The 12,811-nt window shown below is 37.9% G+C and carries 10 protein-coding genes; 6 read left to right on the top strand and 4 right to left on the bottom strand.

What is annotated here, in order from left to right; genetic code table 11:
- Positions 1-390 precede the first annotated feature (390 nt).
- Positions 391-1,668 carry a ribonucleotide-diphosphate reductase subunit beta gene (locus tag DCS32_RS04455; RefSeq protein WP_108877175.1) on the top strand — a complete coding sequence of 426 codons (1,278 nt, stop codon included), beginning with the start codon at positions 391-393 and terminating at the stop codon, positions 1,666-1,668.
- Complete coding sequence (locus DCS32_RS04450; RefSeq protein WP_108877174.1) at positions 1,669-3,459, top strand: ribonucleoside-diphosphate reductase subunit alpha; 1,791 nt, start codon at positions 1,669-1,671, stop codon at positions 3,457-3,459.
- Between the two features lie 131 nt (positions 3,460-3,590).
- Here the strand turns inward: DCS32_RS04450 and DCS32_RS04445 are convergent, their stop codons facing one another.
- Positions 3,591-5,972, bottom strand: coding sequence for an alpha/beta hydrolase family protein (locus tag DCS32_RS04445; protein ID WP_108877173.1), 2,382 nt, complete (start codon positions 5,970-5,972; stop codon positions 3,591-3,593).
- 85 nt (positions 5,973-6,057) lie between these two features.
- On the opposite strand from DCS32_RS04445, the gene DCS32_RS04440 reads away from it, so the two are divergent.
- From DCS32_RS04440 to DCS32_RS04430, 3 genes are all read left to right on the top strand, one after another.
- Positions 6,058-8,109 (top strand): TonB-dependent receptor family protein, encoded by a 2,052-nt coding sequence (locus tag DCS32_RS04440; RefSeq protein WP_108877172.1) that lies wholly within the window; start codon positions 6,058-6,060, stop codon positions 8,107-8,109.
- Positions 8,110-8,113: 4 nt separating this feature from the next.
- Complete coding sequence (locus DCS32_RS04435) at positions 8,114-8,872, top strand: sulfite exporter TauE/SafE family protein (protein WP_108879235.1); 759 nt, start codon at positions 8,114-8,116, stop codon at positions 8,870-8,872.
- 75 nt (positions 8,873-8,947) lie between these two features.
- The gene (locus DCS32_RS04430) at positions 8,948-10,009 is read left to right on the top strand and encodes a ThuA domain-containing protein (RefSeq protein WP_108877171.1); all 1,062 of its coding nucleotides are present in this window, start codon (positions 8,948-8,950) and stop codon (positions 10,007-10,009) included.
- 16 nt (positions 10,010-10,025) lie between these two features.
- Here the strand turns inward: DCS32_RS04430 and DCS32_RS04425 are convergent, their stop codons facing one another.
- Complete coding sequence (locus DCS32_RS04425) at positions 10,026-10,247, bottom strand: hypothetical protein (RefSeq protein WP_013750994.1); 222 nt, start codon at positions 10,245-10,247, stop codon at positions 10,026-10,028.
- Positions 10,248-10,515: 268 nt separating this feature from the next.
- On the opposite strand from DCS32_RS04425, the gene thiL reads away from it, so the two are divergent.
- Entirely contained in the window at positions 10,516-11,568 is a 1,053-nt protein-coding gene (gene thiL / locus DCS32_RS04420) for a thiamine-phosphate kinase (protein WP_108877170.1), read from the top strand.
- On the opposite strand, the gene DCS32_RS04415 is transcribed toward thiL, so the two are convergent.
- The gene (locus DCS32_RS04415) at positions 11,565-11,819 is read right to left on the bottom strand and encodes a hypothetical protein (RefSeq protein ID WP_108877169.1); all 255 of its coding nucleotides are present in this window, start codon (positions 11,817-11,819) and stop codon (positions 11,565-11,567) included. The two genes, thiL and DCS32_RS04415, sit on opposite strands and share 4 nt — an antisense overlap.
- Positions 11,820-11,993: 174 nt before the next feature.
- Positions 11,994-12,788, bottom strand: coding sequence for an alpha/beta fold hydrolase (locus DCS32_RS04410; RefSeq protein ID WP_108877168.1), 795 nt, complete (start codon positions 12,786-12,788; stop codon positions 11,994-11,996).
- Positions 12,789-12,811 lie beyond the last annotated feature (23 nt).

The raw sequence follows: 12,811 nt of genomic DNA, 5'->3' as shown, positions 1-12,811 counted from the left end.
CAAACGAGATTTAAAGGTGTTTTGAAGTTTTAGAGGTGATAAAATAACTGAAGATGCTACATGTCTTGAGTTAAAGCTTTGTATTTGCGGGTGTCTCTAAAAAGCGAAGCCATTTCTACTTGAAATGACTCTTGAAACCTAATTTAAGGCAGAAGTTTTTTGACTAAGTTTTCCACACCCTAATGTTGATAGATTTGTGTAAATCGTGTCATCATATGCAAATAGACTTGATGACAGAGATGAGCGTGAAAATGAAACCTTTGTGAAGCCTAGTAAAATGGCAATTGTGAATATCCTGTTGAAAACGTTGAAAGATAAACGGTTGTTTGAACCCATAAAAAGTAGACCTTTATTATCCGCATAATTCTAATTATTATACTCAATATAGCTATGGAAATTACCCACATCGTCAAGCGCGACTTTCAAACGAAACCCTTTCACCAAGAGAAGATTACAAGTGCCATTCTTAAGGCCATGACAGCTATTGAACATGGAGGTCCTGAAGATGCACAACGTATTTCTGATATGGTTTATAGCGACCTTAAGAAGAGAAAGGAACTTGACGCTGGTTACATTCCTACTATTGAGCAAATACAAGATCTTGTAGAGCGCAAGTTAATGTTAAGTGAGGAGTTTGTAGATGTTGCAAAAACGTACATTTTGTATCGTGATGAACAAGCACAAAAGCGTAAAACAAACATCTTTGAAAAGCGTATTAATCTTAAGCCTTACGAGTACCCACAATTATATGATTATGTACCAGCAATAAGACACTCTTACTGGATACATACGGAGTATAACTTTACGAGTGATATACAGGATTTCAAAACTCGTATTACAGATGTAGAACGTAGTGCTATTAAAAACACAATGCTAGCAATCTCTCAAATAGAAGTTGCAGTAAAAGGATTTTGGGGAGATATCTATCACAAAATGCCTAAGCCAGAAGTAGGAGCAGTAGGAGCGACATTTGCAGAGAGTGAAGTGCGTCATGCAGATGCATACTCACACCTTCTTGAAATACTAGGTCTTAATAAAGAGTTTAAATTACTCAAGAAAAAGCCAGTAATGATGAAGCGTGTGCAGTACCTCGAGACGGCACTTAAGAATGCAAAAAGTGAAGACAATAAAGAATACTCAGAGTCTATCTTATTATTTTCTCTCTTTATTGAGCACGTATCACTGTTTTCTCAGTTCTTAATTATCATGGCATTTAATAAGCATAAAAATATGCTTAAGGGAATCTCAAACGTAGTAGAGGCAACTTCTAAGGAGGAGCAAATACACGGAGATTTTGGTATTGACATTATAAAAATAATCAAAGCAGAAAACCCAGAGTGGTTTGATGCAGCCCACAGCGCAACCGTACAAGAAATGTGTAAGGAAGCATTCAAAGCAGAAAGCAATATTGTAGACTGGATCTTTGAGGCTGGAGAATTAGATTTCTTACCTAAAGCGCTTGTAAACGAATTTATAAAAGACAGATTCAATAAATCTCTTACGAGTATTGGTATTGAACCTGTGTTTGAAGTTGATGAAACTTTATTAAAAGATGCAGAGTGGTTTGATGATGAAATCATAGGGACCAAACATGGCGATTTCTTTGTTAAGAGATCTGTCAACTACACAAAAAGAGCACAAAGTATAACCGAAGACGACCTATTTTAAATGAACGATCAAGAACTAATTAAAGGACAAGTTTCTGCAACGACAGCAGGAAAAGAAAATGAATTGCTAACTGCTCGTAAAGAAGCGTTGTCTAATAAAACAGAGAGTGAAGGAGCCGGATTTAAGTGGCTTACAGAAAATAGTCGTAAGTTTTTAGGTGCAGGATATTTAAGCCCTGGAGTATCTCCAGAGCAAAGAATAAGAGAAGTTGCAGATAGAGCAGAACAAATTTTAGGGATGCCAGGATTTAGTGATAAATTCTATGGGTATATGTCTGAAGGTTTTTACTCACTAGCTTCTCCAGTGTGGTCAAACTTTGGAAAAGAAAGAGGACTTCCTATAAGCTGTTTCGGATCACATATCTCTGACGATATGGGTAACATCTTATATACGCAGTCTGAGGTAGGAATGATGTCAAAACTAGGGGGTGGTACTTCTGGTTACTTCGGTAAAATAAGACCAAGAGGAGCAGATGTAAAGAACAACGGGCAGGCGTCTGGTTCTGTGCACATCATGCAGCTTTTTGAATCTATGGTAGATGTAGTAAGTCAAGGGTCTGTAAGACGTGGTCGTTTTTCTCCATACTTACCTATCGAACATGCAGATATTGAAGAGTTCTTAAAAATAGGAACAGAAGGAAATAGCATCCAAGAGCTTACACACGGTGTAACTGTGACAAACGAGTGGATGGAAGAAATGATTGCAGGAGATAGTGCAAAACGTTCATTATGGGCAAAAGTATTGCAGTCTAGAGGAGAAATGGGATACCCATACATCTTCTTTACAGACAACGCAAACAATGGTGCTGCCGATGTATATAAGGACAATGATCACAAAATCTACGCAAGTAACCTTTGTACAGAGATCATGTTACCTTCTAATGATGATTGGTCATTTGTATGTGTACTTTCTTCGGTAAATGTATTACACTATGATAAGTGGAAGGATACAGATGCTGTAGAAACTATGGTGTATTTCTTAGATGCAGTTATTACTGAGTTCTTAGAAAAATTAGAAAGATATAGAGATTCAGATTCTAGAGAAGATCGCCAGACGTTCTTATTTATGGAGCGTGCTTATAACTTTGCAAAGGCTAACCGTTCATTAGGTTTAGGAGTGCTAGGATGGCACTCATTATTACAATCTAGAATGTTACCATTTAATAGTCAAGAAGCATTTAATCTTAACAGTGAGATTTTTAAAGTAATTAAAGAGAAATCTTATAAAGCATCAGAAGAGCTTGCCGAAACTTTTGGAGAGCCAGAAGTACTTAAAGGATATGGTAGACGTAATGCGACACTTAATGCGGTTGCACCTACAACATCATCTGCTTTCATTTTAGGTCAAGTATCTCAAGGTATTGAACCTATCTGGTCAAATATTTATGTAAAAGATATTGCAAAGATTAAGACTACGATCAAGAACCCATTCTTAGAAGAGCTTCTTGAGGAAAAAGGAATGAATAGTACAGAGGTGTGGAGAAGCATCCGTGATATGGATGGATCTGTGCAGCACTTAGAGTTCTTGAGTGAGAATGAGAAGGATACTTTTAAAACGTATTCAGAAATTGATCAGATGGATATTATCTATCAAGCAGCAAACCGTCAAAATCACATTGATCAAGGACAATCTGTAAACATTATTGTGCACCCAGAGATGCCGGTAAAAGAGATTAACAAGATCCACGTGACAGCATGGAAGCTAGGATTAAAATCTCTATACTATCAGCACAGTATGAATGCAGCACAAAAATTCAAGCAGAAGAAAGACTGTGCGAGTTGTGAAGCATAATCTGTAAAAGATTAAAAGCATTGCTTAATGTATGTTGAGCAAAGCATATAAGAGAAAGACCTGCTGTGATAGCGGGTCTTTTTTTTGTGTTTATACTGTTTTTAATACGCTTTCGCGAAAGCGTACTCACATCACAAGCGTTTCATAAAACCTACATTGTCTAAAATGATAACGCCTTCTTGCGTATTGTCAAAAACGAATGTGACACTCACAATTTCCTTCAAATCAAGAGCCTTGTTGCGATCTTGGAAGTCAGCTAATGGGAAATAATAGGTCTGGAATACATTTTCTGAGAGTGTTTTCTCTTCTATAAATTGAGACTTCCATACACGCACACCTATTTCAGGTTGCAATGCAGAGAAGTCACTTAAACAGATAGAAGCGGTGTTTCCAGTGGCGTCCTCTATGGTAATTGTAAAGTCAATAGGTTCTTCTGGTAGCTCTGTGCCTTCACTATCATCTATACTATCTTCGGTAGGTTCCTCACTGTTGTTAGCGATATTGTTAGTCGGTAATGGTTCCTTATTTATATTGTTGTCTTCATCGTTTATCCATTTTCCACTAGATTTTGGATTTGTACTTTCGGTGGATTCTGCCAGTGAAAATGTAAACACCTTACTGTTGTCTATCGTGTTGAGCGGTTTTTTAAATACAAATGAATAACTAGCAACAATGCTATCGGGAAGAGTTGCTTCTTCATCAATATTGTCATAGCTCCAGCCTATATATGCCGCACGACTACCTTTCTCTCCCCATTTTAGTGCTATTTCTTGTTCTCTCCAGACGCTTAGGTTTTCCGTTAATATTGTTGTGGTAGTGTCTACAGTAGTCACAACATCAAAATCTTCATCATAAGTTGCGATAGCCTCAAAAGAGCTATCTTCATATTGGTTAAGGTAGATGGTTTCTGGAAGCCATTCTTTCCCTTTACGAGCATCAATAAATAGCGGTAAGTATTCCTTCCGATTGTTGAGTGTAGTTTCCAGAAAGGCGCTTATGTAAACTTTGGCGATTTGTTCTTGATCTTTTTTGGGAAGCAATTGCTTGTTGTTTAAAAACGGCGTTACTGCAAGTCCCGCATCATTAGCTCCCCACCTAGTATTAAACTGTCCATGATTTGCTCCTTGTATATAAAGTCCGCTTTTTATGTAATCTGTACTATCAGAAAATGTAATGCGTTCATATTGCTTGGATCCTGCATAAGAACTCACATCACCATCTTGAGCGCCATGCATCACAAAGTAGTTGATGTCCTTGAGTGATGTTCGTGTATTTCCAGGTTCGTACTGTCCGTCTACAGGAGCAATCGCAATGACAGTGTTGATGTTATAGTTGTAATCCATAGCGATGGTTGCATCATCAGGGTAATGTGAAAGCTTGTTTAGTAGGGCGGCATGTGCCACAGCTTCGCCACCTCTAGAATGTCCGAGTAACGCTATCTGAGTAGTATCTATTTTTTTATAAAAACTACTTTCTGTATCTTCATTCCACTCATGCCATGCTTTTAGATGTTCTAGAAGTATCCAGCCACGGGCGTCATTTTCTTCATCAAGACCTTGAGGGATATCTGACCAACTGCTATTGATGAAATTTTGATCTACAGATGCAAAAATGAATCCTCTTGATGCCATTAATTCTCCTAGATACGCATACCCTTCGTCTGAGAAGTCGTGCATGGAGTGATTACCGTGAACAATTAATGCAAGTGGGAACGGGCCTTCTCCCTTTGGATACCACACCCGACCATTTACAGGAAGTTCTCTAGCGTCAAATCCCCAAAAACGTTCTCTATACCATCCACTCATTCCTTCCCAATTATCTAAAAACGGTATTCCATTAATAGTATTTGTGATAATAGTTGCTTCTTCTCCATATTCAGGTCTGTGTTTATCAGTACCGCTTCCATAAGTTAACGTCTGTACTTTGTAATTGCCATTTAGGGATGGAGAAGGAGCGTTGATAGGCGCAATATTATCTGAGCTAAGAGCAGCCGCATTTGCTATCGGTTTCATGTCAAACCCTTTAGGTGAAAGCCCTAAAATTGCAAGTGTACATCCAGTAATTGCGAGTACGCCTCCCAGAAGTGTTATTGCTTTTTTTATGATAGTCTTTTGTCTAAATCCTTTGCTAGTAAGGACAGCAATAGTAGCCCCGGCGGTTGCAAGTGTAATCACAGCCCATAACCAGTAAACGAGTTCTTCTGATAATGATAGCAGAAGGAGCGGTGTAGTGATTAGCAGTGCTAGCTGGAGAATTTTAGGAATGCGAGCAAGCTTTTTGAGCACCCATAATCCTAAGTATACAGATAGTACAATCCCTATAAGAATAGCGAGCTGTAATAATATGAGTGTACTGTCACCCATCGTTTGTATAGCGTGAATCGCAAAAATCAAAAAGATAATGGAGGTCCCTATAAAAAGTCCTCTGGCGGCACCTTTAGTGGCAATCGCACCAGGAGTTATTGTCTTTAATTGCTTATAAATCCACTTTTTAAGTTGTAATAATCGTTTCATATCATGAACATGTTTACACAAGTAAATGTAGCTTTATTTTGAATTTCTTGTTATAGGCAGTACTTTTCGCCAAAAATTTCTACCCTTGAAAAATATTATCACCTCTTTTATCTGTTCGATTGCATTCTTTTATGGTGCCTATAGTCAGACGGGATCTATACCTAACCAGACTATTGATACTATTGTAATTTCCTCATCGAGAATTAAGAGTACCGTACAGCAAATACCTGCAGCCGTTTCCGTCATTACCACGAGCAAGGAAGATGCCACTAGACAGCAATTATCATTACAAGAGTATGTGCAGCAAGTGCCAGGTGTGTTTACTCAAAATGCAAACAACTTTGCTCAGGATTTACGAATATCCATTCGTGGTTTTGGAGCACGATCTAGTTTTGGGATACGTGGTATAAAACTTATTGTAGATGGGATTCCAGAGACTACTCCAGATGGACAGGGACAATTAGATAATATTAATCTAGGTATCATAGACCGTATTGAGATTACAAAAGGAGCAAGTGCTAGCCTTTACGGGAATGCATCTGGTGGTGTGATTGATATTACCACAAAATCTTTCGACACCCTGGCGGGAAATAGCACCTCAGTAAAAGCTGGAATAGGTGCTTTTGGATTTCAAAACTATCAAGCAACGGCTACCATAGGAGATGCAAATGCAAACTATACGTTTCATGGTAATTATGCGACTAGCGATGGTTACAGAGATCAAAGCGGTTTTGAGCAAATAAACACCAACTTTAAAGGGCAATTTAAAATAGGCGAGAATACTTTTCTAACGGCTATTCTTAATTATGCAGACTCACCACAGGCAGATGATCCAGGAGGATTGACTCTAGAGGAAGTTAATGCTAATAGACGACAGGCGAGAGATAGAAATGTGCAGTTTAAAACTGGTGAGGCTATAGAGCAGTTTAAAGTAGGAACTAGCCTAGCGTGGAATAAGAGTGAGCATATTACTGTAAATGCCTATGCTTTTTATAGCAACCGACAGTTTAATGGATTGTTGCCTTTTGAATTTGGAGGTATTGTTGATTTATCACGTAATTACATAGGGCAAGGAACGAGCATAACTTACAAGAAAAATAAGAATATCATACGCGCAGGATACGACTTTGCTTATCAAAATGATCGCAGAAACAGATTTAGAAACCTTGATGGAGAAGAGGGAAGTCAAACGCTGGGACAGCGTGAGAAATTTACTAACCTAGGTGTTTATATTACAGACCACCTTTCGCTAGGTAAATTATTGATTACAGCCGGAGCGAGGTTCGATTACAATAAACTTTCGGCAGATGATGATTTTCTGGATAATGGAGATGATTCTGGAAGCATTATATTAAATGCTTTTAATCCTAGTGTTGGTGTTAGTTACGCTTTCGCGAAAGCTTTATCTGCATACATGAATGTCGCAACAAGTTTTGAGACACCATCATTATCAGAATTATCATCAAATCCTGATGGGGCTATAGGATTCAATGAAAATCTAAAAGCGCAAAAGGCAACTAGCTTTGAGGTGGGTTTAAAAGGGACTATTGCAAGCAAGTTGCAATATCAACTCGCTGCGTTTTTGATAAACACAAAAGATGATTTAGTGCCGTTTGAGTTGGCGCAATTTCCAGATCGTGAGTTTTTTAGAAATGCAGGAAAAACCGAGCGTCATGGTATTGAGATTGAGGCTTCATACAGAGCATTACCCATAGGAAATGGTTGGTTGAACGCTACGGGTTCCTATACGTACTCAGACTTTACCTATGATGAATTTGAAACGCCAAATGGAAATTTTGACGGTAACTTCTTACCAGGAATTGCAAGGCACATGTCTAGTGTAGGGTTGCAATATGCAGGTGATACTGGTGTGAGCGCAAGTATAAGTACAAATTTTATAGGAGAGCAATATGCTCAAGATAGCAACGAGACTACCATAGATGGATATGAACTCGTTAATGTGAGAGCAAGCTATGAGACATTATTTAGAGAGGTCAAGTTGAGGCCATACATTGGGATAAATAACGTGTTAGATCAAAAATATACCGATAACGTGCGCATTAATGCCTTTGGAGGAAGGTTTTATGAGCCTGCGCCGAGACTCACTGTTTTTGGAGGAATCACACTTGAATTTTAATATTGTGACAGAAGTACAAACATATATTATTGCTATAATAGGAGGTCTTATCGCTGGGGGGATCAATACCCTTGCAGGAAATGGAAGCGCCATTACCTTAACGATTCTTACGGAGGTGCTTGGGCTGCCAGGCAATATTGCAAATGGAACCAACCGTATTGGGATTTTTACACAATGTTCGGCAACCTCGTGGGTTTTTTACAAGAATGGGAGACTTGATGTCGCAAAGAACAAAAAATATATCATTCCTATTTTTATAGGCGCTATTGCGGGAGCTATTCTTGCCATAAATGTAAGTAATGAGCAGTTCAGAGCAGTATTTAAATTTATGATGGTGTTCATGTTGCTTGCGGTATTGGTAAAGCCTAAGCGCTGGCTAAGAGAAACAGATCTTACGTTCAAGCCTAAATGGTACATTTATATCCCGTTGCTTTTTGCTCTTGGGTTTTATGGAGGATTTATCCAGATGGGTATGGGCGTGTTTTTCCTTATAATCATGGTGTTAGGAATGCGCTTTAATATCATAGAAAGCAATGCGCTTAAAAGTTTTGTAATAGGACTTTATACGCTCTTTGTAATCGCGATTTTCCATTATCAAGGACTCATTGACTGGAAGCTGGGTGGCATTATGGCAATAGGGCAAACCACAGGAGGATTTCTTACTGCCCGCTTTGCTAGCAAGAATAAATGGGCAGATCAAGTAGCATATTACGTTCTTATTATTGTGCTTATAGGCGCCATAGGAAAGATGTTTTTGTTTTAAAAGTCCGCTTTTGCGAAAGCGTGCTTATCCATTTAATTATTTTGTAAGTATTTTTAGGAATCTAAATAAGATATTATGCGTGTCAAAATGTTACTCAAAATAAGTTTCTGTATACTATTTATTACTAGTTGCTATCAGACTGAAGATAAGAAGCTGGTGATAGATGAACCAGTTAAGCAACTTAGAGCACTCATTGTAGACGGTCAAAACAATCATGGAGTGTGGCCCAAAACAACAATGATGATGAAGTCATATCTAGAAGAAACCGGTCTTTTTGAAGTTGATATTTATAGAACGGCTTATACATATCAGGGACCTCATCACGGTATTGTAGACGGACTCAATCATGATAGTATCACACAATTAGTCGAAAAGTATCGAGTGGATGATGCGCGAATACATGAAGTAAAAGACAGCATCGTAGCCGATGCTTCTTTTAAGCCCGAATTTGATACATATGATGTGGTCTTATCAAACTTTGGTGACAAAACTGCAAATTGGCCTGAGGATACAAAAGAAGAGTTTGAATCTTATATGAAGAATGGTGGAGGTCTTGTGGTTGTGCATGGAGCAAATAATTCTTGGGGAGACTGGCCTGCATTTAATAAGATGATAGGTGTAGGTGGTTGGGGAAACCGCCCACACGATGGACTTAATCAGATTTACATTAACGAAGAGAAACAACTTAAAATTGAGCCAAGTAACGGAGAAGAATCTTCACACGGCCCAGAAAAGGAATTTGTACTTACCGCTTGGGATACATTACACCCTATTACACGAGGATTGCCTAAACAGTGGATGCACACTAAAGATGAGCTCTACGATCGTTTACGCGGCCCTGCCGAAAATGTAAATGTGTTGTATTACGCACATTCAGATGTAGAAGGAAACGCACAGCCTTGGGCTCCAGAAAATAAAGGATCAGGTAGAGGAGAGCCCCTCATTATGACTATAAACTATGAGAAAGGGCGCGTGTTTCATACGGCTTTAGGACATATGGATATTTCTATGGAGAGTGTCGGCTTTATTACGACCTTGCAGCGAGGAGCAGAGTGGGCAGCCACTGGGAGAGTAACACAAGAAGTGCCCAGTGATTTCCCAACAAAAAAGAGCGCCGTAAAGCGCTCCTGGAAATAATTATATGGTTAAAGTATTATGCGGCTAATCTGCCCTTAATACGTTTTTCAATTTTTTTCTTTTTTACAGTAAGACGCTTCATAACGTCCATAAGTTTACTGTCTTTTGTTTTCTTGTATATTTCATTAATAGCAAGAATCAATTTTTTGCCTTCGCGTGATGCTGCTACTCGATCACTAGTAGACATATGACTCATCGTTCTATTTTCATATACTTCTGCTTGTTGTAAGAGGTCCATAGGAAATTGTTTAATTTTAGGTTAAATTACTTAAACAATTATAACTAACCTACGCAATTGCTGGCTTTTAAGAATACTTTATGAAAACATGGCTGTTTTATCTGTAATATTCTAGTTTTTCACCTCTTTTCTTCTTTAAAATTGAAAAAACAAGAAAATAATTAATTTCACTTCTAGATGAAATTGGAATAAGTGTTTCTATATTTTGTAATACTAGCTATCCTATTTTGAAAGTATTAAAAGAAGATGTTTAAGTATCTTTGCAGCTATGTTAGAAGATAAAAATCAAGAGCGCACTTCGCTTTCAGAATTAGGAGAATTTGGTCTTATTGACCACTTAACAAAGCACTTTAAAATTCATCATAAAAGCACGGTAGTAAGTGTAGGTGATGATGCTGCAGTGTTGAAATTTCCTAAAAGCCAGGTTATTGTTACTACAGACCTTCTTGTAGAGGGTGTACATTTTGATTTAAGTTACGTGCCATTAAAACATTTAGGTTATAAGGCAGTGATGGCAAATCTATCTGACGTGTATGCTATGAATGCAGAGGCAACTCAGATTACAGTTTCAATCGCGGTTTCAAATCGTTTCCCACTAGAGGCACTAGAAGAATTATATGCAGGAATTCAAACTGCGTGTACTAATTATAAAGTAGATCTTATAGGTGGAGATACTACCTCGTCTAACGTAGGTTTAGTAATAAGTGTTACGGCAATAGGCCACGCAGCACCTAAGAAAATTGCAAAGAGATCTACTGCCAAAGCTGGAGATTTACTTGTGGTAACAGGAGATATAGGTGCAGCATATATGGGTTTACAAATACTAGAAAGAGAAAAGGCAGTTTTTAAGGTAAATCCTAACAGCCAGCCAGATCTTGAGCAGTATAGCTACCTTATTGAACGCCAACTTAAACCAGAAGCACGTAAAGATGTTAAGGGAATTCTAGAATCTCTAGAAGTACAGCCTACATCAATGATTGATGTAAGTGACGGACTATCTTCTGAGGTGCTACATATATGTAAAAACTCTGGTGTAGGATGTAATCTTTATGAAGATAAAATTCCGCTAGATCCTCAAGTTATAAGTAGTTGTGAGGAATTTGAACTAGATAGTACTACTATAGCATTAAGCGGAGGAGAGGATTATGAGCTTTTATTTACGATTAGTCAAGACGACTTTCCAAAAATAAAAGCAAACCCTAATTTTTCTATTATAGGTCACATGACAGAAGAAAAAGAAGGCATACACCTCATCACACGAGGAAATACTAAAATACCATTAGTTGCTCGCGGATGGAATGCACTTCAAAAAGAAGACTAAGAGGTGCGAGCAAGTTTACGCATGTAAAACTCCTCATATACTTCATTAATACGACGTAACTTAGGTGTCAATGGTGTGTAATGACCATAGCCATCTAGCGTGTATTGTTTTTTACACTGTGAGCATTCAAATTCTTTTAGATTGGATTCGTAACGCTTTGTGATTCTATACTTATGTCCAAATAATTTACAGCCTACAGTAGTGAGTGGGTTAATACTTTGTTTTTCCGATTTAAGGTTGATAGTTTTCATTCTAGGGGTTGATTTGGGATACACAAATAAAGGAATCATCTATGAAATACACAAATTTACCGATTAAATACTTAAAATTTTAACATTTAACCCCAACCATCAAAATATCTATTCACCCTTAATTAGTGCTTCCTCATGCGAGAAAATTGCTTAATCATCTTGATAACTAGCTTTTCATATGCTAGATGATCCTGAGGCAGATAGAAAGTAAAGTATATTACTAATAGTCTCTGTAGCATTAGTAATATGTGACATATGTCCGCTTTCTATGATAGAAAAGAAATTTGTGTTCTCTTTATAGCTTTGCTCGTGAATTTCAGCATCAATGAGCAAATCAGAATTTCCTAAAATCATTCCCGTTGTGATAGCAGTTGTTTTCCAAAACTCAGAACTGTCTGGTCTATCTTTCATTCCAGAATTTGCAGCAATATATCCTTGTACAGGTGTGTTAAGTGCTTGTTCAAGTGCATCCTTTATTTCGAGAGTATGATTTGTACTTGCTTTTTTGTCAAAAAGATTTATAAATGACATTCTAACAAGTTGCTCATATTGTTTTTTTGCCATCACATTTGCCCGTGATCTCAATTTTTTTCGAGCCTCGTCATCTGCTTCTGGAGTTGAGTTAAGAAGGCATATTTTTGATATAAATTCTGGATACGCTTTCGCGAAAGCAATACCCACATAACCTCCCATAGAATGTCCTATTATCGTAATGTCTTTAAGCGCTAGCTGATTTGTTACGGCAGCAACTGCAGCAGCCATTTCTTCCATACTATGAACATAACCTACGGACTCTGAAAATCCATGGCCTAGTAAGTCAATGCAGATAATGCGGTATTGCTCACACAAAACGCTAAGGAAATGATCCCACATCGTGTGATTTTCTAAGAATCCGTGTAGTAAGATTACGGGTGTTCCTTTTCCTTGATCTGTATAAAATATGGTAGCACCTTTGTGGTTAATAGTCATTAGTTCTATATTGGAGGGCAAAT

Origin of the sequence: Dokdonia sp. Dokd-P16 (assembly GCF_003095655.1) — a bacterium.
Lineage (GTDB): Bacteria > Bacteroidota > Bacteroidia > Flavobacteriales > Flavobacteriaceae > Dokdonia.
This window is presented reverse-complemented; position numbering and strand designations above follow the sequence as displayed.

Bases quoted from the DNA above. Each gene is read 5' to 3' on its own strand.
- DCS32_RS04455 (WP_108877175.1), top strand. From the start codon at position 391: ATGGAAATTACCCACATCGTCAAGCGCGACTTTCAAACGAAACCCTTT.
- DCS32_RS04450 (WP_108877174.1), top strand. From the start codon at position 1,669: ATGAACGATCAAGAACTAATTAAAGGACAAGTTTCTGCAACGACAGCA.
- DCS32_RS04445 (WP_108877173.1), bottom strand. From the start codon at position 5,972: ATGAAACGATTATTACAACTTAAAAAGTGGATTTATAAGCAATTAAAG.
- DCS32_RS04430 (WP_108877171.1), top strand. From the start codon at position 8,948: ATGCGTGTCAAAATGTTACTCAAAATAAGTTTCTGTATACTATTTATT.
- DCS32_RS04425 (WP_013750994.1), bottom strand. From the start codon at position 10,247: ATGGACCTCTTACAACAAGCAGAAGTATATGAAAATAGAACGATGAGT.
- thiL (WP_108877170.1), top strand. From the start codon at position 10,516: ATGTTAGAAGATAAAAATCAAGAGCGCACTTCGCTTTCAGAATTAGGA.
- DCS32_RS04415 (WP_108877169.1), bottom strand. From the start codon at position 11,819: ATGAAAACTATCAACCTTAAATCGGAAAAACAAAGTATTAACCCACTC.
- DCS32_RS04410 (WP_108877168.1), bottom strand. From the start codon at position 12,788: ATGACTATTAACCACAAAGGTGCTACCATATTTTATACAGATCAAGGA.